This window comes from Mumia quercus (assembly GCF_025506335.1).
Classification (GTDB): domain Bacteria; phylum Actinomycetota; class Actinomycetes; order Propionibacteriales; family Nocardioidaceae; genus Mumia; species Mumia quercus.
In genome coordinates this window covers 263,202-286,120 of the sequence record NZ_JANZYO010000005.1, presented here as the reverse complement: position 1 = coordinate 286,120, position 22,919 = coordinate 263,202, and the positions used below count along the sequence as shown (strand labels likewise).

General features: G+C 71.0%; 24 protein-coding genes. 14 read left to right on the top strand and 10 right to left on the bottom strand.

Features of this window, described 5'->3' with window-relative positions:
* Window positions 1–13 precede the first annotated feature (13 nt).
* Window positions 14–589 (top strand): DUF3043 domain-containing protein, encoded by a 576-nt coding sequence (locus NYZ95_RS13560; RefSeq protein ID WP_262851844.1) that lies wholly within the window; start codon window positions 14–16, stop codon window positions 587–589.
* Window positions 590–601: 12 nt separating this feature from the next.
* On the opposite strand, the gene NYZ95_RS13555 is transcribed toward NYZ95_RS13560, so the two are convergent.
* Both NYZ95_RS13555 and gcvT read right to left on the bottom strand, forming a co-directional pair.
* Complete coding sequence (locus NYZ95_RS13555; RefSeq protein ID WP_262851843.1) at window positions 602–802, bottom strand: hypothetical protein; 201 nt, start codon at window positions 800–802, stop codon at window positions 602–604.
* Window positions 803–819: 17 nt separating this feature from the next.
* Window positions 820–1,911 carry a glycine cleavage system aminomethyltransferase GcvT gene (gene gcvT, locus NYZ95_RS13550; RefSeq protein ID WP_262851842.1) on the bottom strand — a complete coding sequence of 364 codons (1,092 nt, stop codon included), beginning with the start codon at window positions 1,909–1,911 and terminating at the stop codon, window positions 820–822.
* A gap of 38 nt (window positions 1,912–1,949) precedes the next feature.
* On the opposite strand from gcvT, the gene NYZ95_RS13545 reads away from it, so the two are divergent.
* The gene (locus tag NYZ95_RS13545) at window positions 1,950–3,464 is read left to right on the top strand and encodes a leucyl aminopeptidase (RefSeq protein ID WP_262851841.1); all 1,515 of its coding nucleotides are present in this window, start codon (window positions 1,950–1,952) and stop codon (window positions 3,462–3,464) included.
* Window positions 3,465–3,480: 16 nt separating this feature from the next.
* On the opposite strand, the gene NYZ95_RS13540 is transcribed toward NYZ95_RS13545, so the two are convergent.
* Entirely contained in the window at window positions 3,481–3,843 is a 363-nt protein-coding gene (locus NYZ95_RS13540; RefSeq protein WP_262851840.1) for a hypothetical protein, read from the bottom strand.
* A gap of 169 nt (window positions 3,844–4,012) precedes the next feature.
* Here NYZ95_RS13540 and lpdA point away from each other — a divergent pair, with 169 nt between their 5' ends.
* From lpdA to NYZ95_RS13525, 3 genes are read left to right on the top strand one after another with little or no spacing between them, the layout of a single operon-like run.
* The gene (gene lpdA / locus NYZ95_RS13535) at window positions 4,013–5,395 is read left to right on the top strand and encodes a dihydrolipoyl dehydrogenase (protein WP_262851839.1); all 1,383 of its coding nucleotides are present in this window, start codon (window positions 4,013–4,015) and stop codon (window positions 5,393–5,395) included.
* Window positions 5,396–5,415: 20 nt separating this feature from the next.
* Entirely contained in the window at window positions 5,416–7,362 is a 1,947-nt protein-coding gene (gene sucB / locus NYZ95_RS13530) for a 2-oxoglutarate dehydrogenase, E2 component, dihydrolipoamide succinyltransferase (protein WP_262851838.1), read from the top strand.
* A gap of 44 nt (window positions 7,363–7,406) precedes the next feature.
* Window positions 7,407–8,312: a TIGR01777 family oxidoreductase gene (locus NYZ95_RS13525; protein ID WP_262851837.1), complete on the top strand. Its 906-nt coding sequence runs from the start codon at window positions 7,407–7,409 to the stop codon at window positions 8,310–8,312.
* Between the two features lie 16 nt (window positions 8,313–8,328).
* On the opposite strand, the gene NYZ95_RS13520 is transcribed toward NYZ95_RS13525, so the two are convergent.
* Complete coding sequence (locus NYZ95_RS13520; RefSeq protein ID WP_262851836.1) at window positions 8,329–8,769, bottom strand: hypothetical protein; 441 nt, start codon at window positions 8,767–8,769, stop codon at window positions 8,329–8,331.
* 88 nt (window positions 8,770–8,857) lie between these two features.
* On the opposite strand from NYZ95_RS13520, the gene lipB reads away from it, so the two are divergent.
* Genes lipB through NYZ95_RS13505 form a run of 3 tightly spaced genes read left to right on the top strand, consistent with a single transcriptional unit; the run spans window position 8,858 to window position 11,300 of the window.
* Complete coding sequence (gene lipB / locus NYZ95_RS13515) at window positions 8,858–9,580, top strand: lipoyl(octanoyl) transferase LipB (RefSeq protein WP_262851835.1); 723 nt, start codon at window positions 8,858–8,860, stop codon at window positions 9,578–9,580.
* Between the two features lie 42 nt (window positions 9,581–9,622).
* Window positions 9,623–10,558 carry a lipoyl synthase gene (gene lipA, locus NYZ95_RS13510; protein WP_262851834.1) on the top strand — a complete coding sequence of 312 codons (936 nt, stop codon included), beginning with the start codon at window positions 9,623–9,625 and terminating at the stop codon, window positions 10,556–10,558.
* Window positions 10,559–10,583: 25 nt separating this feature from the next.
* Window positions 10,584–11,300 (top strand): DUF4191 domain-containing protein, encoded by a 717-nt coding sequence (locus NYZ95_RS13505; protein WP_262851833.1) that lies wholly within the window; start codon window positions 10,584–10,586, stop codon window positions 11,298–11,300.
* Between the two features lie 203 nt (window positions 11,301–11,503).
* Here the strand turns inward: NYZ95_RS13505 and NYZ95_RS13500 are convergent, their stop codons facing one another.
* Entirely contained in the window at window positions 11,504–11,917 is a 414-nt protein-coding gene (locus NYZ95_RS13500) for an RDD family protein (protein WP_262851832.1), read from the bottom strand.
* Window positions 11,918–12,110: 193 nt separating this feature from the next.
* Here NYZ95_RS13500 and glnA point away from each other — a divergent pair, with 193 nt between their 5' ends.
* Window positions 12,111–13,529, top strand: a complete 1,419-nt coding sequence (gene glnA, locus NYZ95_RS13495; RefSeq protein WP_262851831.1) for a type I glutamate--ammonia ligase — start codon at window positions 12,111–12,113, stop codon at window positions 13,527–13,529.
* Window positions 13,530–13,598: 69 nt separating this feature from the next.
* Here glnA and NYZ95_RS13490 read toward each other — a convergent pair whose 3' ends face one another.
* Window positions 13,599–14,297, bottom strand: a complete 699-nt coding sequence (locus tag NYZ95_RS13490) for an NADPH-dependent FMN reductase (RefSeq protein WP_262851830.1) — start codon at window positions 14,295–14,297, stop codon at window positions 13,599–13,601.
* Between the two features lie 106 nt (window positions 14,298–14,403).
* On the opposite strand from NYZ95_RS13490, the gene NYZ95_RS13485 reads away from it, so the two are divergent.
* Both NYZ95_RS13485 and NYZ95_RS13480 read left to right on the top strand, forming a co-directional pair.
* A complete protein-coding gene (locus NYZ95_RS13485; RefSeq protein ID WP_262851829.1) occupies window positions 14,404–15,270 on the top strand; it encodes a helix-turn-helix transcriptional regulator in 867 nt (288 codons plus the stop codon).
* Between the two features lie 15 nt (window positions 15,271–15,285).
* Window positions 15,286–15,576: a sporulation protein YqfD gene (locus NYZ95_RS13480; protein ID WP_262851828.1), complete on the top strand. Its 291-nt coding sequence runs from the start codon at window positions 15,286–15,288 to the stop codon at window positions 15,574–15,576.
* 17 nt (window positions 15,577–15,593) lie between these two features.
* Here NYZ95_RS13480 and NYZ95_RS13475 read toward each other — a convergent pair whose 3' ends face one another.
* Together NYZ95_RS13475 and NYZ95_RS13470 are read right to left on the bottom strand one after the other, a co-directional pair.
* Window positions 15,594–16,649 (bottom strand): zinc-dependent alcohol dehydrogenase family protein, encoded by a 1,056-nt coding sequence (locus NYZ95_RS13475; protein ID WP_262851827.1) that lies wholly within the window; start codon window positions 16,647–16,649, stop codon window positions 15,594–15,596.
* Window positions 16,650–16,804: 155 nt separating this feature from the next.
* A complete protein-coding gene (locus NYZ95_RS13470; RefSeq protein ID WP_262851826.1) occupies window positions 16,805–17,779 on the bottom strand; it encodes a helix-turn-helix transcriptional regulator in 975 nt (324 codons plus the stop codon).
* Between the two features lie 57 nt (window positions 17,780–17,836).
* Between NYZ95_RS13470 and NYZ95_RS13465 the strand changes: the two genes are divergently transcribed.
* Window positions 17,837–18,577, top strand: coding sequence for an alpha/beta fold hydrolase (locus tag NYZ95_RS13465; protein ID WP_262851825.1), 741 nt, complete (start codon window positions 17,837–17,839; stop codon window positions 18,575–18,577).
* Here NYZ95_RS13465 and NYZ95_RS13460 read toward each other — a convergent pair.
* Both NYZ95_RS13460 and NYZ95_RS13455 read right to left on the bottom strand, forming a co-directional pair.
* Entirely contained in the window at window positions 18,546–20,027 is a 1,482-nt protein-coding gene (locus tag NYZ95_RS13460) for a serine hydrolase domain-containing protein (protein ID WP_262851824.1), read from the bottom strand. The two genes, NYZ95_RS13465 and NYZ95_RS13460, sit on opposite strands and share 32 nt — an antisense overlap.
* Window positions 20,028–20,107: 80 nt before the next feature.
* Window positions 20,108–21,982, bottom strand: a complete 1,875-nt coding sequence (locus tag NYZ95_RS13455; protein ID WP_262851823.1) for a heavy metal translocating P-type ATPase — start codon at window positions 21,980–21,982, stop codon at window positions 20,108–20,110.
* A gap of 79 nt (window positions 21,983–22,061) precedes the next feature.
* Here NYZ95_RS13455 and NYZ95_RS13450 point away from each other — a divergent pair, with 79 nt between their 5' ends.
* Window positions 22,062–22,370, top strand: coding sequence for an ATP-binding cassette domain-containing protein (locus NYZ95_RS13450; RefSeq protein ID WP_262851822.1), 309 nt, complete (start codon window positions 22,062–22,064; stop codon window positions 22,368–22,370).
* A complete protein-coding gene (locus tag NYZ95_RS13445; RefSeq protein ID WP_262851821.1) occupies window positions 22,367–22,915 on the top strand; it encodes a TetR/AcrR family transcriptional regulator in 549 nt (182 codons plus the stop codon). Before NYZ95_RS13450 ends, NYZ95_RS13445 begins: the two co-directional genes overlap by 4 nt.
* The last annotated feature ends 4 nt before the right edge of the window (window positions 22,916–22,919 follow it).

The following is a 22,919-nucleotide window of genomic DNA, read 5'->3' as shown; positions in this document are numbered from 1 at the left end:
ACCCGAGGCAGCAGTGTTCCGACGCAAGAACGAGACCGACGCCCTCCCCGAGCCGGCCGCCCCTGAGCCCAAGCCCGACGGCAAGGGCCGCCCGACCCCCACGCGCAAGGAGGCCGAGGCGGCACGCAAGGCCGCGCTCAAGGCGCCGACCTCGCGCAAGGACGCGGCCCGGGCCGAGCGCGAGCGCCGGTCGAAGGAGCGGGTCAAGATCCGTGAGGCGATGTCGACCGGAGACGACCGCTACCTCCCGCCCCGCGACAAGGGACCGGTCCGACGGCTCGTCCGTAACATCGTCGACTCGCGGCGCAACGTCGGCGAGTACCTCATGCCGGTCCTCGTCATCATCCTGCTCGTGAGCCTGGTGCGCTCCCCGTGGGCGATCATGGCGATCTACGTGCTGTGGGTCCTGGTCATCGTCGGCGCGGTCGTCGACTCGTTCTTCCTGGTGCGCCGCGTCAAGCGCGAGGTCGGACAGCGCTTCCCCGACGCGAGCAAGCGCGGGCTCACGGCGTACGCGATCATGCGCAGCACCCAGATCCGGCGCCTGCGCCTGCCGAAGCCGCAGGTCGCGCACGGCGAGTCGTACTGAGGGGCCGCCCCCCTACGGGTGGAGCGACATCGGCCCGAAGACCTCGCGGCCGTCCTCGAACAGCGTGACCTGGTCGACCCCCTGGTCGACCAGGTCCGTGTAGACCTCGCCGACCCACGACTCGGCGTCGCCGCGGCTCGCGAACGTGCCGCCGTCGTCGTCAGGAGTCACCGGGGTGCCGTCAACGGTCTCGAAGTGCCAGGTCCACACCATGCCCGCAGCCTAGGGCTTCAGCGGGTGGACGACTCCACGAAGGGCGGTGCCGTGACGACGAACGTCTCCGTACGTCCGCGGACGTCGACGGTGACCTCGTCGCCCACCGCGACGCTCCGGTCCAGCAGCGCGAGCGCGATGCCCTTGCGCAGGGTCGGCGAGAACGTTCCCGACGTCACGCGGCCGACCTCCGCCCCGTCGGCGGCCACCGCCATCCCCGGCCGGGCGATGCCGCGGCCGGCCGCGACCAGGCCGCGCAGCAGCGGCACCTCTCCGGCCGCCCGCTGGGCCAGCAGGGCGTCACGACCCCAGAACTGCGGCTTGTCCCAGCCCACGGCCCACCCGACGCGGCCCATCACCGGTGAGATCTCGCGCGAGAGGTCCTGACCGTGCAGCGGGTAGCCCATCTCGGTGCGCAGCGTGTCGCGGGCTCCGAGCCCGCAGGCCCGGATGCCGTACGCCTCCCCGGCGGCCATGATCGCGTCCCAGGCGGCCACCGCTGCCGCGGCCGGAACCACCAGCTCGTACCCGCGCTCGCCGGTGTAGCCGGTCCGGCAGACCGTGATCGCCTCACCCCCGAGCTCGGCCTCGGCGTACGACATGTAGTCGTGCGAGACCGGCAGCCCGATCGCGGCGAGCGTCTCGTCGCTGCGCGGGCCCTGCACGGCCAGGACCGCGAAGTCGTGGTGCCGGTCGGTGATGGTGAGCCCGTCGGGGGCGCGCTCGCGGAGCCGGCGGACGACCTCGGCCGTGTTGGCGGCGTTGGGGACGAGGAGGACGTCGTCGTCGGCCCTGCGGTAGACGATGAGGTCGTCGACCACACCGCCGTCGTCGTCGCAGCACAGCGTGTACTGCGCCTGGCCGGCGCCTATCTTCGCGAGCGCGTTGGTGAAGCAGGTGTCGAGGTAGTCGACCGCGCCGTCGCCCTGCACGGTCGCCTTGCCGAGGTGGCTGACGTCGAAGACGCCGACGGCCTCGCGTACGGCCTTGTGCTCGGCGAGGACTCCCCCGCCGGCGTACTCCAGGGGCATCTCCCACCCGCCGAACTCCGCGAGCTTGGCTCCGAGCTCGAGGTGACGACGGTGCAGCGGCGACTGGGCAAGCGTCATGTCCGAAACCTATCCCGACCCTCGCTAAGGTGGCGGGCATGGCCTCGAAGCATGCAGAGCCCTCGTTCACCCTCAGCTCCGCCTCCCCCGCCTCGACCCGCGCCGACGTGGTCGTCATCGGGGTCGGACCCGACCTCAAGGCGCTCGCCCCTGCGGACTCGGTCGGACTCGCCTTCGGGCGTTCGTTCGGACCGACGCTGACCGCACTGGGCTTCCGCGGCAAGCCCGGCGACCTCGCTGTCCTCCCGACCGCCGGCGTCATCAAGGCCGCCACCGTCATCGCCGTCGGTCTCGCGCAGGACCCGACGCCGACCGCGCTGCGCAAGGCCGCCGCCAAGGCGGTGAAGGCCGTCCACAACGCGTCGACCGTGACCTTCGCGCTCCCGACCGCCGACGCGGGAGCGGTCCGCGCGATCGCCGAGGGGGCGCTCCTGGGCGGCTACCGGTTCGACCGGTACCGCACCCGCAACGAGGACCGCGAGGAGGCGGCCGACCGTCCCAACGCGGTCGTGATCCTCACCCGCCTGTCGCGTGACGCCGACGCGATCGCCGCGCTCGACGCCGCGCTGCCCACTGCGGCCGCGGTCAACCGCACCCGCGACTGGGTCAACACCGGCCCCGGTGACCTCACGCCCGCGACGTTCGCCGACGAGGTCGTCGAGGCGGCCAAGGACGTCTCCGGCGTCAAGGTCACCGTCTGGGACGAGGCTCGCCTCGCGAAGGAAGGCTGCGGCGGCGTCCTCGGCGTCGGGCAGGGCTCGACACACCCGCCACGCCTCGTCCAGCTCACCTACAAGCCCAAGAAGCCGGCCGCCCACCTCGCGCTCGTCGGAAAGGGCATCACCTTCGACTCCGGCGGTCTGAGCCTCAAGCCGGGCGCGAGCATGATGACGATGAAGTGCGACATGGCCGGCGCCGCATCGGTCGTGGCCGCCACGCTGGCCATCGCCGCGCTCGAGCTCCCGGTCCGCGTCACGTGCGTGGTCCCGATGGCCGAGAACATGCCGAGCGGGTCGGCCCTGCGTCCTGGTGACGTGCTGACGATCCGCGGCGGCACGACCGTCGAGGTCCACAACACCGACGCCGAGGGGCGCCTGGTGCTCGCCGACGCGCTCGTCGTCGCGAACGAGGCGGAGCCCGACGTCCTCGTCGACGTCGCCACCCTCACGGGCGCGTGCGTGGTGGCGCTCGGCGAGCGGACCGCCGGCGTCCTCGGCAACGACGACGCCCTGCGCAGCAAGGTCGTCGAGATCGGCGACGCGCTCGGCGAGGCGTTCTGGCCGCTCCCGATCACCGAAGAGGTGACGAGCCGCGTCAAGAGCTCCGACATCGCCGACCTCCGTCAGCACAACCCCAAGCCCGCCGGCGGGACGCTGTTCGCGGCCGCGTTCCTCCAGCAGTTCGTCGGCGAGACGACCTGGGCGCACCTCGACATCGCCGGCCCGGCGTTCAACGACGCGGGCGCCTACGACGAGGTGCCGAAGGGCGGGACGGGGGCGAGCGTACGGACGCTGGTCGGCCTGGCCGAGAGCCTCGCGAAGACGATCGACTGACCGCGACGCCGCCGGGTCAGCCCTCCGAGGCCTCGCGGTCGCGCCGCTTGCGCTCGGCGGCGACCCGGCGGTTGTACTCGCGCATGCGCTGGGGGTAGCCGACCACGGCGGCGTCGTACGTCGGCACCTGGTTCTTGTTGCCGAAGTCGTGCGCCCACGCCGCCGACGGGACACGCCGACGCGTCCACTCGCCGTCCTTGGCGACCAGCAGCAGCGTCACCTGCGAGACCGCCGTCGGCGGCTCGACGAACCCCTCGACGCCGGTGCGCCCCGCGAGGAACTTCTCGAGGTGGGCCCGATCGGTCGCGTCGGCGGCCCTGTCGGAGACCACGGCACCGCCACCGGTACGGCTTCGCTTCTTGCGGCGGAAGAGGCCCATCGGGTGTGCTCCTGCGGGTCGGGACGGCGCTGCTGCGGCGTGCTCGTCCCCCCAGTCTGCCGTACCGGTGGGTAGCGCCCCCACCTGTGCACCCCCTTGTGCGCAGTGACAAGATGAGGGGCGTCAGAAGCGGCGAAGACCTCGTCGTCGACACCATCGGAGGCCTTTCGTGACCCAGCCCGCCCCTCATGAGCTCGACGTCGTCGTGCTCGGTGGCGGCAGCGGCGGTTACGCGACGGCGCTGCGCGCCCGCCAGCTCGGGTTGAGCGTCGCGCTGGTCGAGCAGGACAAGCTCGGCGGCACGTGCCTCCACCAGGGCTGCATCCCGACCAAGGCGCTGCTCCACGCCGCGGAGGTCGCCGACGCGGCACGCGACGCGAACGCCTTCGGTGTCCAGGCGACGTTCGAGGGCATCGACATGCCCGCGGTCCACGCGTACCGCGAGGGCGTCGTCGACCGCCTCTACCGCGGTCTGCAGGGCCTCATCCGCAGTGCCGAGATCGAGGTCGTCGCGGGCACCGGGCACCTGGTCGGACCTCGGTCGGTCGCCGTCGGCGACACCGTGGTCACCGGCAAGAGCCTCGTGATCGCCACCGGCTCGTACGCCCGCACGCTGCCCGACGTCGAGATCGGCGGCAGGGTGGTCACCTCCGACGGAGCGCTGACGCTCACGGAGGTCCCGCGGCGGGTGGTCGTCGTCGGAGGCAGCGTCATCGGCGTCGAGCTGGCCTCGGTCTGGCGCTCGTTCGGCGCGGAGGTGACGATCGTGGAGGCGCTCCCCCGGCTCGTTCCGGCGGAGGACGCGACGCTGTCGGCGCAGCTCGAGCGGGCGTTCCGCAAGCGCGGCATCGCCTTCCGGACAGGCACCGCCATCACCGGCGTCAAGCAGGACGAGTCGTCGGCGTTCGTGACCCTCGAGGGCGGCGACGTCCTCGAGAGCGACCTCGTCCTCGTCGCCGTCGGCCGCGGCCCGCGCACCGAGGGGCTCGGCCTCGCCGACCACGGGATCGCCCTCGAGCGAGGGTTCGTCGTCACCGACGAGCGTCTGCGGACGTCCGTCGAGGGTGTGTACGCCGTCGGCGACGTCGTGCCGGGCCTCCAGCTCGCGCACCGAGGGTTCGCGCACGGCCTGTTCGTCGCGGAGGAGATCGCGGGCCGCAACCCGCGGCCCGTCGTCGACACCGGTATCCCCCGTGTGACCTACTGCGAGCCCGAGCTCGCCTCCGTCGGACTGACCGAGGAGCAGGCCCGCGCCGCGTACGGCGACAGCATCACGACGTACGAGTACAACCTCGCGGGCAACGGCAAGACGCAGATCCTCCGGTCGGCGGGCCTCGTCAAGGTCGTCCGTGAGGCCGAGGGTCCGGTCCTCGGCGTCCACATGATCGGCTCCCGGATGGGCGAGCAGGTCGGTGCAGCGTCCCTGTGGGTCAACTGGGACGCGTTCCCCGAGGACGTCGCCGCCTACGTCCACGCCCACCCCACCCAGAACGAAGCCCTCGGCGAGGCCGCACTCGCGCTCGCCGGGTCACCACTCCACGCACACGCCTGAGATCAAGACAGGGGTCACCCATGGCAACGCCCGTCACGCTTCCAGAGCTCGGAGAGAGCGTCACCGAAGGGACCGTCACGCGCTGGCTGAAGCAGGTCGGCGACACGGTCGCTGTCGACGAGCCGCTGCTCGAGGTCTCCACCGACAAGGTCGACACCGAGATCCCCTCCCCGGTCGCGGGAACGCTGCTGGAGATCGCCGCGGCCGAGGACGAGACCGTCGAGGTCGGCGCCGTGCTCGCGACGATCGGTGAGGAGGGCGAGCCTGCGGGCGACGACGCGCCTCCGGCCGAGGAGCCCGCGGAGGCCCCCGCCGAGACGCCTTCCGACGCCACCGGTGGTTCGTCGCCCGAGGAGCCTGCAGGCGAGGCCAGCACCCCGCCCGAGACCGAGGCGACCCCGGCTGTCGCTGCCGAGCAGGAGCAGCAGCAGGAAGCCGCTCCGGCCGAGGAGGCGCCTGCCGAGGAGCCTGCCTCCGAGGAGCCGGCCGCCGAGTCGGCCCCCGCGGCGTCGGGTGACGCCACCCCGGTCACCCTCCCCGAGCTCGGCGAGAGCGTCACCGAGGGCACGGTCACGCGCTGGCTGAAGCAGGTCGGTGACGAGGTCGCTGTCGACGAGCCGCTGCTCGAGGTCTCCACCGACAAGGTCGACACCGAGATCCCCTCCCCCGTCGCGGGCACGCTGCTGGAGATCTCGGTCGGCGAGGACGACACCGTCGAGGTCGGAGCGCAGCTCGCGCTCATCGGCTCGGCCGGTGCCGCGCCTCAGCAGTCGAGCGCCCCCTCGCAGCCCGAGCCCCAGCCCGAGCCCCAGGCTGAGGCACAGCCGGCGCAGGAGGCGCAGCCCCAGGCTGAGGCACAGCCCGAGGCCGAGGCACAGCAGGAGCCGGCGGGCGAGGCGCAGCCCGCACCCCAGGCCGAGGCTCAGCCCGAGCCGCGCGAGGAGCAGGCCCAGCCCGAGCAGGCGCCGGCGGAGCAGGCCAGTGCTGCGACGACCGCGCCCAGCGCCGTCAAGCCGGACGGCCGCCAGTACGTGACGCCGATCGTCCGCAAGCTCGCCGAGCGTGAGGGCGTCTCGCTCGACGACGTCGAGGGCACCGGCGTCGGCGGGCGCATCCGCAAGCAGGACGTCCTCGACGCCGCAGCCAAGGCCAAGGAGGAGGCCGCCGCGGCCGCCAAGGCGAAGGAGTCCGCACCTGCTGCCGCCTCCGCACCGGCCGCCGCGTCGAGCGGGCCGGACATGTCCGGGCTCGCCGGGACGGTCAAGAAGGCGAACCGCATCCGTCAGCTCACCGCGATCAAGACCAAGGAGTCCCTCCAGGTCGCGGCACAGCTCACGCAGGTCCACGAGGTCGACCTCACGCGCATCGCCGCGTTGCGGGCGAAGCACAAGGCGTCGTTCGCCGAGCGCGAGGGCGTCAAGCTGACGTACCTGCCGTTCATCGCCAAGGCGACGGTCGAGGCGCTCAAGGCTCACCCGAACGTCAACGCGTCGTACGACGAGGACTCGAAGGAGATCACGTACCACGCCGCGATCAACCTCGGCATCGCCGTCGACACCGAGCGCGGGCTGCTGTCCGTGGTCGTGCACGACGCCGGCGACCTGAGCCTCGCGGGCCTGGCGCAGCGGATCAACGACCTCGCGAGCCGCGCCCGCAGCGGTGACATCAAGCCGAACGAGCTCTCGGGCGGCACGTTCACGATCACCAACATCGGGTCGTTCGGCGGGCTGTTCGACACGCCGATCCTGGTGCAGCCGCAGGCGGCGATGCTGGCGACCGGCGCGGTCGTCAAGCGCCCTGTCGTCCTGAGCGACGCCGACGGCAACGACACGATCGCGATCCGCTCCATGGCGTACCTGCCGCTCACCTACGACCACCGTCTCGTCGACGGTGCGGACGCGGGCCGCTTCCTCAGCACGGTCAAGCGTCGTCTCGAGGCAGGCGCCTTCGAGGACGAGCTGGGCTGACGACCTGATCAGACAGAACCGCATGCCCCCGACAGGATGGGGGCATGCGGTTCTGTCTGTCCGGCGCGTCCGGGTTCCTCGGTACGGCCCTCAAGGACCGGCTGGAGGCTGACGGCCACACGACCGTCACCCTCGTACGCCGTGAGCCGCGGGGCCCGGACGAGTCCCGCTGGGACCCCGACTCCGGTGAGCTCGACCAGGCGGTGATCGACGCCGCCGACGTCGTCGTGTGCCTGGCCGGCGCACCGATCGCGCACTGGCCGTGGACGTCGTCGTACCGTCGCGAGCTCGTCGACTCGCGGGTGGCGACCACCTCGACGATCGCCGAGGCGGTCGCGCGTGCGCCCCGGCCGCCGGTGCTGCTGGCCGGCAGCGGCATCAACGCGTACGGAGAGGACCGCGGCGACACGCTCCTCGTCGAGGGGACGCCCCGCGGGCCGGGATTCCTCGCCGACGTGGTCGAGGCGTGGGAGTCGGCCGCCGCTCCCGCGGTCGCAGCGGGGTCGCGCGTGTGCTTCCTGCGGACGGCGCCCGTCCTCGACGGCTCGGGCGGGCTGCTGCGGGTGATCGCGCTGCCCTTCAGGCTCGGCGTGGGTGGGCGGCTGGGCTCCGGCAAGCAGTACTTCCCGCTGATCAGCCTGCGCGACTGGCTGGAGGCCGTCGTGTTCCTCGCGGAGGACGCGGACGCCTCGGGCCCGTACAACCTCGTCACGCCCGAGCCGGCGACCAACGCCGACCTGACGCGTGCGCTGGCCGGCGCGCTCCACCGACCCGCGCTGGTCACCGTGCCCTCGCCCGCGATGCGCCTGCTGCTGGGCGGGTTGGCGTCGCTCGCGCTCGGCTCGCTGCGGGCGGCGCCGCGCAAGCTCGAGGAGGAGGGCTTCTCGTTCGCCGACCGCGACGTCCGCGAGGTCGTCGCGGCAGCGCTCGCGCGCGGCGGGGCCGACTGAGCCGTCCAGCCGCTGGTCATCCCGCGAGCCGGTGGACGGTCTGGATGCGCCAGCCGACGGGCGTACGGACGAGCACGACGCGCCGGTCGGTCGGACCGTCGCGAGGCAGCGTCCGCCAGGCCCCGCCCGGGTGCCGCACCCGTACGGGCTCGAGCCGGTCCACCACACGGAGCACCGTACGGCGCTGGGACACCCTCTCCACCCCCAGCCTCAGCACCTCGAACCGCACGTCACTGATCTCGAGCCCGCGCGCGGCGTACCTCTCGATCAGTGACGCGTCCTGCGCACGCAACCGGCTGCCGGGCGCGTAGACGTCGTCGAGCAGGCTCGGGTCGGCGCGGACGAAGGCGGACGAGCGCCCGTCGTCGAGGACCGCCAGGCGGTCCGACCACTCGACGTGCTGCGCGACCGCGCCGGCCGCCGCCACCGCGGCGCAGACCAGGCTCACCGGATCCATCGCGCCAGCATCGCGCGATCCACCCGCTCCCCGCTCGCGTCGTCCACAGGCGCGACGGGTCCGGTGCAGTCCGCGTTAGGGTGAGGTGGTGAGCACGCTGGAGGTCCGCAGGATCGGGCTCGGGTCCGAGGAGACCGACTACGAGGAGATGTGGGCGCTGCAGCGGGCCCTCCACGCCGACCGGGTCGCCGACGCCACCGACGACGTGGTGCTCTTCCTGGAGCACTCCCCCGTCTTCACCGCCGGCAAGCGCACCGAGGACTGGGAGCGTCCACGCGACGGCAGCAAGGTCGTCGACATCGACCGCGGCGGCAACATCACGTTCCACGGTCCGGGGCAGCTCGTCGGCTACCCGATCGTGAAGCTCCCTCCCCACGTCCTCGTCGTCGACTACGTACGCCGCGTCGAGGAGGCGATGATCCGTACCGTCGCCGACCTGGAGATCACGTGCGGGCGGGTCGAGGGGCGCTCGGGCGTGTGGGTGCCCGCCGACGAGCGCGGACCCGAGCGCAAGCTGGGCCAGATCGGCATCCGCGTCGCTGGAGGGGTGACCATGCACGGCCTCGCCCTCAATGCGTGCGTCGACATGAGCTGGTTCGACAAGATCGTCCCGTGCGGCATCGCCGACGCCGGTGTCACCTCCCTCTCGCTCGAGCTCGACCGTACGGTCACGACGACCGAGGTGGCCGACGTCCTCGAGCCTCACCTGCACGAGCTGCTGTCGTGGCAGCCGTACGCACCGAGCCCCGACCTCGCCCACGCCGTCCCCGCGGGCGGCGTCTCGTACGGACTCGCGCCGCACCTCGGTTGACCGCCCCGCACCGATCACCAGCGGGCGCGTAGGGTGAGTCACGTGACGATCGCACCCGAAGGACGCAAGTTGCTCCGGCTGGAGGCTCGCAACGCCGAGACCCCGATCGAGAAGAAGCCGGCCTGGATCAAGACCCGGGCGAAGATGGGCCCGGAGTACACCGAGCTCAAACAGCTCGTGAAGTCCGAAGGCCTCCACACGGTCTGCCAGGAGGCCGGCTGCCCCAACATCTACGAGTGCTGGGAAGACCGCGAGGCCACGTTCCTCATCGGTGGTGAGGAGTGCACCCGCCGGTGCGACTTCTGCCAGATCGCCACGGGCAAGCCCGCCGCGCTCGACCGCGACGAGCCGCGCCGCGTCGCCGAGAGCGTCCGCACGATGGGCCTGCGCTACGCGACGATCACCGGCGTCGCCCGTGACGACCTCCCCGACGGCGGCGCCTGGCTGTACGCGGAGACGGTGCGCAAGATCCACGAGCTCAACCCCGACACCGGCGTCGAGAACCTCATCCCCGACTTCAACGGCAAGCCGGAGCTGCTCGAAGAGGTCTTCGCCTCGCGCCCCGAGGTGCTCGCGCACAACGTCGAGACCGTCCCGCGGATCTTCAAGCGGATCCGTCCGGCCTTCCGCTACGAGCGCTCGCTGGACGTGCTCACCCAGGCCCGAGCGTACGGGCTCGTCACCAAGTCGAACCTCATCCTCGGCATGGGCGAGACCCGCGAGGAGATCTCCCAGGCGATGCAGGACCTGTACGACGCCGGATGCGAGCTGCTCACGATCACGCAGTACCTGCGTCCTTCTCCGCTGCACCACCCGGTCGAGCGCTGGGTCAAGCCCGAGGAGTTCGTGGAGATGGGCGCGGAGGCAGAGGAGATGGGGTTCGCCGGCGTCCTCTCGGGGCCGTTGGTGCGCTCCTCGTACCGCGCGGGCCGTCTCTACAAGCAGGCGATCGAGGCCCGCTCCGCCGCCTCGCGCTGACGCCGGACCGCGTACCCTGGTAGTCATGTCCACACCCGACGTGCCGCCGCAGGGCCGCATCGCCCAGATCCGGTCCGCCTACAAGATCACCAAGCGCTCCGACCGTACGATCGGGCTCCGCCTCTTGGCGTGGTTCCTGGTCGTGGGTGGCGCCGTGTTCGCGCTCGGCTGGTTCCTCGGGGGCGGCGGCGGGCTGCTCGGCATCATCCTCACCTCGCTCCTGTCGGTGCTCACCGGTGTCCTCGCTGCGCTGATCGTCTTCGGACGCCGCGCCGAGAAGGCCGCGTACGCCCAGGTGGAGGGGCAGGTCGGCGCTGCTGCCGGTGCCCTCGGCATGCTCAAGCGCGGGTGGAAGGTCGACCAGGCGGTCGCGTTCACCAAGAGCCAGGACGTCGTCCACCGCGTCGTCGGCCCGCCGGGGATCGTGCTCGTGGGCGAGGGCAACCCCGGTCGCGTCCGCAACCTCCTCAACACCGAGCGCAAGAAGACCGCGCGCATCGTCGGCGAGGAGGTCCCGATCACGGTGATCGTCGTCGGCAAGGACACCGACAAGGGCGAGGTGCCGCTGCCCAAACTCGTCAACACGCTGCGCAAGTCCAAGCGTGCGCTCAAGCCGGCGCAGATCACGCCGATCATCAACAAGCTGAAGGCGCTCGACGCGATGCGTCCGCAGGCGCCGCTCCCCCGCGGGCCGGTGCCGACCAGCGCCAAGGGCGCCCGCCGGATGATGCAAGGCCGCTGAGCCCTCTTTTGCCGGTCGAGTAGGGCGAAGCGCCAGCGGAGCCCGTATCGAGACCAAGCAGGTCTCGATACGCCCGCGCCCAGCGGCTCGGACTACTCGACCACCCACACACGGCTGGTCGAGTAGGGCGGAGCGCCAGCGGAGCCCGTATCGAGACCGAGCAGGTCTCGATACGCCCGCGCCCAGCGGCTCGGACTACTCGGCTACTCGGCGGTGGTACGCGGGTGGATGTAGGTGATGACGGAGCCTGCGACGACGTCGTGGAGGCCGCGTCCCTCCTTGTTCTGGAGGAGCGGCGGGAGCACGAGGCACACCAGCGCCGTACGGACGAAGGCGCGCAGGCCGATCGGACGCCCATTCGGGCCGACCACGCAGATGCCCACGACGCGCTTGCCGATCGAGAAGCCGAGCGTCGCGTCGAGCACCGAGACCTCGATCCAGAACGCCAGCAGGACCCACGCCGAGGCGGTCGCGTCCGGTCCGTAGATCGGGGTCGAGGTCAGGAGCGAGACCGACAGCATCGCCACGACCCAGTCGATCAGAAGGGCGACGAACCGACGCCCGAAACCCGCGATCTCCGGCATCGACGTGGCGGCTTGCTGAGCGTTCTGGGACACGGAACCAGGGTACGTGGGGGCGCGCCCCGGGTTTCTTCGCACCCCGACAACTTCGTAACATGGGAGAAACATTCGGGTCATGGCTGGGAAACTGGCCCTGCCTACCTTTCGGGGAGACACATCGACGTGCCCCAGTTCGACCCCCGTACACGACGGCCGGTCTGCGTCCAGTGCGCTCGGCCGAGGAGGCTTCATGTTCTCTAACCGCGACGAGCTCTTGGCCTACATCAGGGACGAGGGCGTCAAGTTCGTCGACGTCCGCTTCACCGACTTGCCCGGCATCCAGCAGCACTTCACGGTGCCGGTGTCGTCGTTCGACGAGTCGGTGTTCGAAGACGGCCTGATGTTCGACGGCTCCTCGGTGCGCGGCTTCCAGGCGATCCACGAGTCCGACATGGCACTGTTCCCGGACCCGCGGACCGCCTACATCGACCCGTTCCGTCCGGAGAAGACCCTCGCGCTCGAGTTCTTCATCCACGACCCGCTGACGGGTGAGGCCTACTCGCGCGACCCGCGCAACATCGCGCGCAAGGCCGAGGCCTACCTCGCGAGCACCGGCATCGGTGACACCGCCTTCTTCGCGCCCGAGGCCGAGTTCTACGTCTTCGACCGCGCGCGCTTCGAGACCACGGCCAACCGCGGCTTCTACGAGATCGACTCCATCGCCGGCGCCTGGAACACCGGCGCCGAGGACGAGGCCCGCGGCTACAAGGTCCGTTACAAGGGCGGCTACTTCCCCGTCTCCCCCACCGACCACTTCGCGGACCTGCGCAACGACATGGTCCTCCACCTCGAAGATGCCGGTCTGCAGGTCGAGCGGGCGCACCACGAGGTCGGTACGGCCGGTCAGGCGGAGATCAACTACCGCTTCGACACGCTGCTCAAGGCCGCCGACGATGTCATGAAGTTCAAGTACATCATCCGCAACACGGCGTGGGCTGCGGGCAAGACCGCGACCTTCATGCCGAAGCCGATCTTCGGCGACAACGGCTCGGGCATGCACTGCCACCAGTCGATCTGGAAGGACGGCGAGCCGCTGTTCTACGACGAGGCGGGCTACGGCGGCCTCTCGGAGACGGCACGCCACTACATCGGCGGCATCCTGAAGCACGCGCCGTCGCTGCTCGCGTTCACCAACCCCACGGTGAACTCGTACCACCGCCTGGTGCCGGGCTTCGAGGCGCCGATCGCCCTCGTCTACAGCTCGCGCAACCGCTCGGCGTGCGTCCGCATCCCGATCACCGGCTCGAACCCGAAGGCCAAGCGCATCGAGTTCCGCTGCCCCGACCCGTCGGCGAACCCGTACCTCGCGTTCTCCGCGCTGCTGCTCGCCGGCATCGACGGCATCAAGAACAAGATCGAGCCGCCGGAGCCGATCGACAAGAACATCTACGAGCTCCCGCCGGACGAGTACAACCAGATCGACTCGGTCCCGACCTCGCTCGGCGCCGTGCTCGACTCGCTCGAGGCCGACCACGAGTTCCTCACGCAGGGTGACGTCTTCACGCCGGACCTGATCGAGACGTGGATCGAGTACAAGCGCGAGAACGAGATCGCTCCGATCCAGCAGCGTCCTCACCCGCACGAGTTCGAGCTGTACTACGACATCTGATCCGCTGATCGCGCTCACCAGCGCGGATGGCAGTGAGCCGGCCCCTGGCCTGCGAGTTGACCTCGCGGGTCAGGGGCCGGTCGCATCTCCGCCCGCACCGGCTACGGTCGCGCCGACGATCGGAGCGAGCGCCACGCGCAGCGGGGCAAGCGCCTCGGCGTACGCGACGAGATGGTCGAGCAGCTCGATGACTGCGGGCGGCTGGTGGTCGCGCGGGGCGACCTCGAACGGGCTGGCTGGGTCGGTCATGTCGGTGTAGGTGAAGTCCTCGAAGACCGACAACGTCACCTCTCCCACAGGCACCGACTTGAGCTCGAGAAGGATCGTGCGCAAATGTTGCGCGGCCCGGGTGCCGCCGACCAGTCCGTAGCTGACGATCCCTGCGGGCTTGTGGTGCCACTCGGTGTAGAGGTAGTCGAGGGCGTTCTTCAGGGCAGCCGGGATCGAGTGGTTGTACTCAGGGGTGACGAACACGAAGCCGTCACACGCCCGGATCGTCTCAGCCCACGTACGGGTGTGAGGATGCAGGTAGTCGCCGAACGCCGCCGCTACCGGCTCATCGAGGAGCGGTAGCCCCACCTCGGCCAGGTCGATCGGTCGGAGTTCCAGCCTCCCCGCCTGGACCTGCGGATGGCGCGCGGCGAGGTCGCGCACCCAGGCGGCAACCTGAGCTGCCTTGCGCCCCGGTCGCGTGGCGCCCACGATCACGCCCAGCCGAAGCGGGGACGGCTCGCTGATGCTGGATCCGATGGTGTCGATAATCGTCATGCTGTGAGGGTGGCCGGGGAGCGCCTGGTGGCGGGTAGACCGTCGAAAGGGTGGCCCTCGCGGGGCCACCCGTCTCCCCTCGCGGCCGGGCAGACTAGGTCAGGTGATGACCAACGAGCTGGGGGACTTCCTCCGCGCCCGGCGCGAAGCGGTGAAGCCCGACGATGTCGGCCTCCCGAGCGGGGGCCGACGACAGACCCCTGGCCTGAGACGTTCCGAGCTCGCCACCCTGGCGGGGATCAGCGTGGAATACCTCACCCGCCTCGAGCAGGGCCGTGACGCCCGCCCCTCGACTCAGGTGCTGGGTGCCTTGGCCCAGGCGCTGCGGCTCACCGCGGCGGACCGCGACCACCTCCAACAGCTCGCCACGATCAGCCAGGGAACCGAGCTGTGCGCACACGCGCGTCAGAGGGCCGCCCAGACGGTACGACCCACGGTGCGCGCCATCCTCGACCAGCTGCATCCCGCGCCGGCCGTCGTGGTCAACCACCTGACCGACCTGCTTGCCTGGAACGACGCGTACGACCGTCTTGCCCGGCCTCTCGGTCTCCTCGATCTCGGCCGGGGCCACGAAACGCCGAACGTGCTGAACTTCTTGGTGGGCGACCCGCGCGCCCGAGACGCCTATCCCGACTGGTCGGCGGTCCTGGACGAGCAGATCGCTTTCCTCCACACCAACCGCCGCGGGGACCCCGCCGTGGACGCGCTCGCCGAGCATCTCACCGTCACCGGCGGCGAGACGTTCGCCGCCCGCTGGCGGCTGCGGCCTCTGACCTCGGGCCAGACCGGTCTGCACAGCATCGACCATCCCGCGGTAGGTCCGCTCCGACTCACGTTCGAAAGCCTCGACCTCGCCGACCGCGACCCTCAGCGCCTGATCACGTACCTTCCCGCCGACTCCGCTGCGAGCGCTGCTCTCGATCGGCTCGTCGGCCGCCAACCCCGCAACCTGCGCTCGACGACCGGGCGCTGAAGGAGGTCACGTTCGATGCACGCCCTGATGCGTTACACCGTGAAGCACGACGAGCTGGAGACCCATCTCGACCTGCTGCAGGACGTGTACCGCGAACTCGCCACCACCCAGCCCGACGGCATCGCGTGGACCACGTACCGGGTCACCGGCACCCGCACGTTCATCGAAGTCGTCGAGGGTGCGGACCTCCCGCAGCCCCTCCCCCGGCTCAGGTCCTTTCAGCGTTACCGGGTCGGGCTCGACGACCGCTGCGAAGGCGCCCGCGAGTTCCTCGAGATGGCACCGATCGCCAGTTTCGCAGCCTGAGCCGACCGCCCCGTGACTCAGCGGGAGATCACGACCTTCAGCGCCCCTGTCTCCGCGGCGCGGCCGAAGGTGTCGTAGGCGTCCATCATCTCGTCGAGCTTGAAGTGGTGGGTCGCGAACTTCTCGGCCTCCAGCTTGTGCTGGGCGACCAGCTTCAGCAGCATCGGCGTGGTCGAGGTGCTCACCAGACCCATGGTGATCGCGATGTCCATGATCCACAGGTCCTGCAGCTGCAGCTCCACCGGCGCTCCGTGCACGCCCACGTTGGCGATGGTTCCACCAGGCCGGATGATCGTGGTGCAGGCGTCGAACGTCGCCGGGATGCCCACGGCCTCGATCGCCACGTCCACGCCGAGCCCGTCCGTCATCGCGAGCACCTGCTCCCGCCAGTCCGGGTCGCCGCTGTTGACGGCGTCGGTCGCCCCGAAGCGCAGCGCCTGCTCCAGCCGGTTGTCGTCGAGGTCCAGTGCGATGATCCGGGCCGCGCCGTACAGGGTCGCGGTCATCATCGCGGCCAGGCCGATCGGCCCGGAGCCGACCACCGCGACCACGTCGCCAGGCTTCACCCTGCCGTACCTGACCCCGATCTCGAACGAGGTCGGGAGGATGTCGGACAGCATGACCGCGGCCTCGTCGCTGACGCCCTCGGGCAGCTTGTAGACGGAGTTGTCCGCGAACGGCACACGGACCAGCTCCGCCTGGGTGCCGTCGATAAGGTGACCGAAGATCCAGCCGATGCCGCTGGCGCCCTCGTCGGCCAGACAGTGCGCGTAGAGGCCCTGGTGACAGTACGAGCAGGCACCGCACGCGCTCACGCACGAGAGCAGCACCCGGTCGCCGACGGCCACCGTGGACACTGCGGAGCCCACCTCGGTGACGGTGCCGACCCCCTCGTGACCGAGGATCCGCCCACCCGTCACCGCCGGCACGTCGCCCTTGAGGATGTGCAGGTCCGTGCCGCAGATCGTGGTCGTGTCGATCCGCACGATGATGTCGGTCGGCTGCTGGATCTGTGGATCGGGAACGTCCTCCCAAGCCTTGCTGCCGGGACCGTGGTAGACCAGTGCCTTCATTTCTCCTCCTGAGATGTCGAGGCCGCCGGGTAGGGGCCGCGAGTGCAGCGGGCTCCCTGTCTCGACCGGCGACGGGCTCTAGGGGGATCTGATCTGGGATGGCGACTCACGCTCTACTCTCCCAGTTTCCTGCCTGGGACACCTCCCGGACGTCGTCAGCGGCGAGGATCCGTTCCGCGGAGAGCACTGGCACGGAGGCGGTCGGACAGGCTCACCACCTCGTCGCGGAGCGCGTGCGGTGCGAGGACCTCGAAGTCCCACCCGAGCCCTGCGAGCATGCGAGCCATGCCGTCGAGCTGCTCGGCGCGCGTCTCGAGGAGCACGCCGTCAGCGTGCTCGCTCAGGCGCCCGACGCTCTGGGGTAGCCGCTCGCCGGCCTCCTCCAGGCTGGTCCGTAGGACCACGGAGACCTCGTGCGACCACCTGACCGCCGCGATGCCCGACACGACCTGCGTCCTGGCGTCGAAGTCCGCCGGGACCTCGTACGAGCGGTCGCCCTGGTCGACCGAGGCGATGCGGTCCAGGCGGAAGGTCCGTACGGCGTCACGTCCGTGGTCGTACCCGCTGGCGTACCAGCGGCCGGAGTGGAAGACCAGCCCGTACACGTCGAGCTCGCGCCGCGACTCCCGTCCGTCCCAGGCCGTGTAGGTGAACGCCACCGTACGCCGTGCCCGCGCAGCCGAGGCGAGGTCGAGCAACGTGTCGGCGCCTGCGGGAGCGGTCGGGCGTACCGGGGTCGTGTACTGCGCGGTCGACAACAGGCTCTCGAGGCGCTCGCCCAGGGCACGCGGCAGCACGCGCGACACCTTCGCCAGCGCGCTGGCCGTGGCGGCCGGATCGGTCGTGGCGAGCCCCGCGCGATCGGCGGCGCTGAGCCCGAGGGCGACGGCGACCGCTTCGTCGTCGGTGAGCATCAGCGGCGGAAGCTTGTAGCCCGGCAGGAGCCGGTAGCCGCCGTACCTGCCGCGCTGCGCCTCGACAGGGACGCCGAGGTCTGCGAGATGCTCGGCATAGCGCCGGACCGTGCGTTCGTCGACCCCGAGGCGAGAGGCGAGCTCGCCGACCGTGCGCTGGCCGCCCGCCTGCAGCAGCTCGAGCATGGCGAGCACCCGGGCCGTCGGGCGCGTCATGGTTTCCCTTCGTCATACCGGGCGGATCCTGTCCACAATCAAGCCTAGTGTCGTCGTATGAACACCACCACCTACGTCCTCGTCCCCGGCTTCTGGCTCAGCGCCGCCGTCTGGGGCCCCGTCGCCGAGGCGCTGCGGGAGCGCGGCCACGTCGTTCACGCCGTCGACCTCCCCGGCATGGGTTCGCGCGCCGGCCTCGCGTCGCCCGAGACCGACCTGTCGAGCCACATCGCCGATCTCGTGGACATGCTCGAGGGGCACGACCTGCGCGACGTCGTGCTCGTCGGGCACAGCTACGGAGCGCTCGTGACGACCGGTGCGGCAGACCGCGTGCCTGAGCGCGTGACGCGACTCGTCTACGTCGACTCGGGTCCGCTGCCGAACGGCATCGCGCAGGCCGACTTCGAAGGGCCCGACGCCCGCGCAGCCAACGAAGAGCTCGTGAAGACCCGAGGCGAGGGCTGGAAGCTGCCACCCCCGCCGTGGGCCGAGCTTGCCGCGGACGTGCCCGAGGTCGACGACGACGCCGTCGCCGCGCTCGTCGAAGACTCCCGCCCACAGCCCTGGCTGACGGCCGCCGAGCCGGTCGCGCTCACCGGTGCCTGGCAAGACATCCCTCGCACCGGCGTGCTCTGCAGCTTTAGCCTGCACCAGCTGCAGGAGATGGCGCCGCACGTGCCCGTGTTCGCGCACATGGTCGGCGACGGCTGGACCTACGTCGAGCTTCCGACGTGGCACTGGCCGATGGTGAGCCGTCCGGCGGAGCTCACGACGGTGCTGGAGTCGGCCGGCCTCTAGGAGGACGCCCGGACCGGGTCCGCTGCCAGACCCGTGCGAGGACCAGACACGTGCTGCCGGTGCCCGCGACGAGGAGCAGCGTCATCGCCGCCGGCCAGAGCCCGAACGCATCCACCGGAGTGGCCTCGTTGGCGTTGACCCTCGGCAGCACGAAGTACACGCCGGCGACGGCCGTCACCACGAGCAGCTGAGGCAGGAGGCGCAGGGCGAACCGCCAGGTCGGGTGGCCGCGACGCTTCTCGGTCCACGCACGGGACCGGCGTACGCCGAGGACGAGGAGGCCCAGCGCCCCCACGGTCAGGACGCCGACCGCAGCGTCGATCAGGGTGGCCACCGGGGCTCCGACCGTGGGAGCGGAGCCCTCGGTCACCTCGATCACGCCGGTGCTGAGCGAGAAGGGGTGCTGGTAGGTCGGCGTGTAGCTGTTGAGCAGGACGACGACACCGTAGCCACTCGACGCCACGAGGTCGGCCCGCGCGCTGTAGCGGGTGAGCGAGCCGTCGTGCCCCACCCTCGCCGGGTCCGCGGTGCTCGTGTGCTGCCACCCCAAGCCGTACGTGCGCGCACCGGGCTGACGACGGAGGGACTCCTCCACCAGCTGCTCGGAGAGGAGGCGGCTCCCGTCCTCGGCCACCCCGCCGCGCTGGTACATGCCGAGCCACCGCCCCATGTCGCGCGCGGTGCTGACCACTCCCCCGGAGCCGCCGACGACCGCAGCCATCTCCCGCAGCGGCAGAGCGAGCCCGTACGCGGTGACGTGTCCGTCCTCCATCCCGGCCACCGCGGCGCCGCTGCGGACGACCGCGTGCGTGTCCGTCATGCCGAGCGGCTGGAAGACGTGCGCTTCCAGGTACTCGGCGAACGTCCGACCGGAGACCACCTCCACCAGTCGCGCCGCCGTCCAGTAGTTCAGGTTGCTGTACGCGTACGCGGCGCCTGGGTCGGAGGCCAACGTGGTCTCGCCGATATTCGCCACCGCCTGCTCCAACGAGCCGGCCGGGGGTACGAGCACGGGGTTGGGAAGGCCGGAGGTGTGGCTGAGCAGGTGGCGGACGGTGACGTCGCCGACGCGGGCGTCGTCGACGGCGAACTCCGGAAGGTGTGTCCGCACAGGGTCGTCGAGCGCCAGCTCACCGCGGTCGACGAGCTGCAGGACAGCGAAGGCGGTCATCGTCTTGCTGACCGACCCGATCGCCATCGGCGTGCGATCGGTGACTGCCTCAGTACCTCGGATGGTGCCCACCGCGGTCGTGTGGACGGTCTGGCCGTCCTTGACCACCGCCACCGCCGCAGCCGGAAGACCGTGGCGTCCGGCGTAGTCGCGGACCCACCCGTCGATCGCCTCGCGATCCAGTCGCTGCTCCGACGCGGCCGCCGCGCCAGTCGGCCAGAGCATCACCGACACGACGCACGCGAGCAGGAACGTCAGGAGAGGGTTCTTGGTGGGCACCCGAGGACGCTATCGGCGGGGCGCAGGAGCGCGGTATGGGTGACGCCCCTGAGCGACCCCGGACGGGTCCTTTAGCCGGCTCAGGCCGCGGCCGGGCTCTGGCGGGCGTCACGGCGGCCGACGGCGCGGTGGACGGTCAACGCACGCAGCGCGCACGCGATGGCCAGCAGGTCGACGACCTCCTGCAGCAGCGCCCCGACCACGGCGGGCAGGTAGCCGAAAGCGGCGACGAGCATGAGGCCGATCGAGATGGCGATGCCGAGCCAGATCGCCTGGAGCGCGATGGAGATCGTGCGCCGCGACACCTCCATCGCGTCGGCGACCCGTCCGACGTCGTCGGACGTCACGACCGCCGACGCGGACTCGCTCGCGGCGGTCGCTCCTCGGCCGGCCATCGCGATGCCTGCGTCCGCCACAGCCAGCACGGGCGCGTCGTTGATCCCGTCGCCCACCATCAGGGTCGGCCGGGGCTCCAGGCCGCGGACGATCTCGACCTTCGTCTGCGGCGTGGTCTCGGCGTGGACGCGGGTGATCCCGACCTCGTGCGCGATCGACTCCGCCGTGGGAGCGACGTCCCCGGTGATCATGACGATCTGATCGACGCCCGCGTCCCGCATCCGGGCGACGGTCTCAGCCGCGTGGGGCCGTACGGGGTCGGACAGCACGATGACACCGGCGAGCGCGTCGTCGATCGACACGTAGACGGCCGTCTCGCCCGGTGCGAGCGCGGTCCTCTCCAACGTGCCGACCGCGTCCTCGATGAACGCGGGCTTGCCGACGCGTACGCGTGAGCCGTCACCGATGACCGCCTCGACGCCCTGGGTCGCGACCTCCTCGGCCGACGTGACCGCCCAGAGGTCAAGGCTCTTGCGGAGGGCGACCTCGACGATCGGCTGGGCGAAGACGTGGACCGACTGCTGCTCGGCGGACGCCGCGAGTCTCAATGTCTCGTCCGCCGACCGCTCGGCCGCCCGGATCTCGACGACCTCGGGGCGGCCCTGGGTCAGGGTGCCGGTCTTGTCGAAGGCGGCCGACCGCACCTTGGCCAGGACCTCCAGGACTCCACCATCCTTGATGATGACGTTGAGCTTCGCGGCAGAGCTCATACCGCCCATGAATGCCACCGGCGCCGCGATCAGCAGCGGACAGGGTGTCGCGACGACGAGGACCTCGGCGAAGCGGACAGCGTCCCCGCTGACGTACGCGGCGACGGTGGCGATGAGCAACGAGACGAGGGTGAACGGGACGGCGTATCGGTCCGCGAGCCGGACCATCGGAGCGCGCGACTCGACGGCGGCCTGGACCAGCTGAACGATCGTCGCGTACTGGGAGTCGGCGGCTGACTTCTCGGCCCGCATCCGGAACGTCGTGGTGCCATTGGTCGTACCGGACAGCAGGGTGTCGCCCGCCACGTACGACACAGGGACCGGCTCGCCGGTCACCGACGACTCGTCGATGAGGGCGTGGTCGGAGAGCAGTGTGCCGTCGACCGGCAGGATCTCGGAGGAGCGGACGAGCAGCTCGTCGCCGACGGCCACGTCCTCGACCCGGACCTGCTCCGTGTCTCCGGTGCGCGGGTCGATGCGCTGGGCGAAGACCGGCGCCCGCGTGAGCAGAGCATCCAGCTCGCGTGTGGCCCGCCGGGCCGCCCACGCCTCGAGCGTCTCCCCGCCGGTGAGCATGAGCGCGATGATCAGGCCGGCGACGTACTCGCCGACGACCAAGGTCGCGATCATCGCGACCACGGCCAAGATGTCGAGCCCCCAGCGCCCGGACATGAGATCCCGGACCATGCCGACGCCCGTCTGGAGGATCACCACCCCGAGCACCACGTACGCCGTCACCGCCAGCGCGGCCGTCTCGCCGAGAGCCCAGAACAGCAGGCCGAGCGCGAGTCCGCCGAGGGAGAGGAGAAGGAGGGGCCGCTGGCGCAGGAAAGCCAGGGTGTCGCTCATGTCTCGATCATCGCAGGAGCGCTGCCTCGCCGCGCTCGCGACTCACGCTCCCTACCGATCGGTCGGTAGGCTTGCCTCCATGACCCCTCTCCTCCCCACCGAAGGCCTCACGCGGACGTACGAGTCCGACCGCGGCGTCACCGACGTCGAGTTCTCGTTGGACCGCGGCGAACGGCTGGTCGTCCTCGGACACAACGGCGCAGGCAAGTCGACCCTGCTCGAGCTCGTCGCCACCCTGCGCAAGCCCACGCGCGGCACGGTCTGCATCGACGGCCTCGACGCGGCCCGCGACCCGCGAGGCGCCCGCCGACTCCTTGCCCTGGCGCCGCAGACGAACGCGCTCGACCCGACCGCGGCTGCCTTTGCTCATGCACGGAGGACCCGATGACCCCCCGCGACACCGACACGAAGACTGCCCTCCTCGACGCCTTCGCGGACGCGCTCGCCAGGGTCGGATACCCCGGGATCTCCATGAGCGAGGTCGCCGCGGTCGCCGGCATCAAGAAGCCCTCGCTCTACCACCACTTCCCCGGCGGGAAGGAGACGCTGTACGCCGAGGTCGCGGCGCGCTACACCGACGACCTCGGGACCCGCATCGCCCAGGGCTTGGCGTCCGGCACGACGTTCAGCGAGCGCCTCACCGCGCTCGCCGAGGTCTCCGCGAGCCACACCCCGGCCGCGATCTCCTTCGAGCAGCGCGTCTACGACGCGCTGGACCACGTCGCCGACGAGATCCGCACCGAGGTGAACACGGCGTACGGGGAGAAGATCCTCAACCCCGTCATCGCGTTCTTCGCCGACGCCGTCGAGATGGGCGAGGTCCAGGGCGACGCCAGCTTCTTGGCCATGTCGTTCCTCGACCTGACCCGAGGCACCTCGGACGTCGGCAGCGCGGTGCGCCTGTTCCTCGACGGCGCACGCGCTCGCCGGTGATGCC

Bases quoted from the DNA above. Each gene is read 5' to 3' on its own strand.
- NYZ95_RS13555 (WP_262851843.1), bottom strand. From the start codon at position 802: ATGGTGTGGACCTGGCACTTCGAGACCGTTGACGGCACCCCGGTGACT.
- gcvT (WP_262851842.1), bottom strand. From the start codon at position 1,911: ATGACGCTTGCCCAGTCGCCGCTGCACCGTCGTCACCTCGAGCTCGGA.
- NYZ95_RS13545 (WP_262851841.1), top strand. From the start codon at position 1,950: ATGGCCTCGAAGCATGCAGAGCCCTCGTTCACCCTCAGCTCCGCCTCC.
- NYZ95_RS13540 (WP_262851840.1), bottom strand. From the start codon at position 3,843: ATGGGCCTCTTCCGCCGCAAGAAGCGAAGCCGTACCGGTGGCGGTGCC.
- sucB (WP_262851838.1), top strand. From the start codon at position 5,416: ATGGCAACGCCCGTCACGCTTCCAGAGCTCGGAGAGAGCGTCACCGAA.
- NYZ95_RS13525 (WP_262851837.1), top strand. From the start codon at position 7,407: ATGCGGTTCTGTCTGTCCGGCGCGTCCGGGTTCCTCGGTACGGCCCTC.
- NYZ95_RS13520 (WP_262851836.1), bottom strand. From the start codon at position 8,769: ATGGATCCGGTGAGCCTGGTCTGCGCCGCGGTGGCGGCGGCCGGCGCG.
- NYZ95_RS13505 (WP_262851833.1), top strand. From the start codon at position 10,584: ATGTCCACACCCGACGTGCCGCCGCAGGGCCGCATCGCCCAGATCCGG.
- glnA (WP_262851831.1), top strand. From the start codon at position 12,111: ATGTTCTCTAACCGCGACGAGCTCTTGGCCTACATCAGGGACGAGGGC.
- NYZ95_RS13490 (WP_262851830.1), bottom strand. From the start codon at position 14,297: ATGACGATTATCGACACCATCGGATCCAGCATCAGCGAGCCGTCCCCG.
- NYZ95_RS13485 (WP_262851829.1), top strand. From the start codon at position 14,404: ATGACCAACGAGCTGGGGGACTTCCTCCGCGCCCGGCGCGAAGCGGTG.
- NYZ95_RS13480 (WP_262851828.1), top strand. From the start codon at position 15,286: ATGCACGCCCTGATGCGTTACACCGTGAAGCACGACGAGCTGGAGACC.
- NYZ95_RS13475 (WP_262851827.1), bottom strand. From the start codon at position 16,649: ATGAAGGCACTGGTCTACCACGGTCCCGGCAGCAAGGCTTGGGAGGAC.
- NYZ95_RS13470 (WP_262851826.1), bottom strand. From the start codon at position 17,779: ATGACGCGCCCGACGGCCCGGGTGCTCGCCATGCTCGAGCTGCTGCAG.
- NYZ95_RS13465 (WP_262851825.1), top strand. From the start codon at position 17,837: ATGAACACCACCACCTACGTCCTCGTCCCCGGCTTCTGGCTCAGCGCC.
- NYZ95_RS13455 (WP_262851823.1), bottom strand. From the start codon at position 21,982: ATGAGCGACACCCTGGCTTTCCTGCGCCAGCGGCCCCTCCTTCTCCTC.
- NYZ95_RS13450 (WP_262851822.1), top strand. From the start codon at position 22,062: ATGACCCCTCTCCTCCCCACCGAAGGCCTCACGCGGACGTACGAGTCC.
- NYZ95_RS13445 (WP_262851821.1), top strand. From the start codon at position 22,367: ATGACCCCCCGCGACACCGACACGAAGACTGCCCTCCTCGACGCCTTC.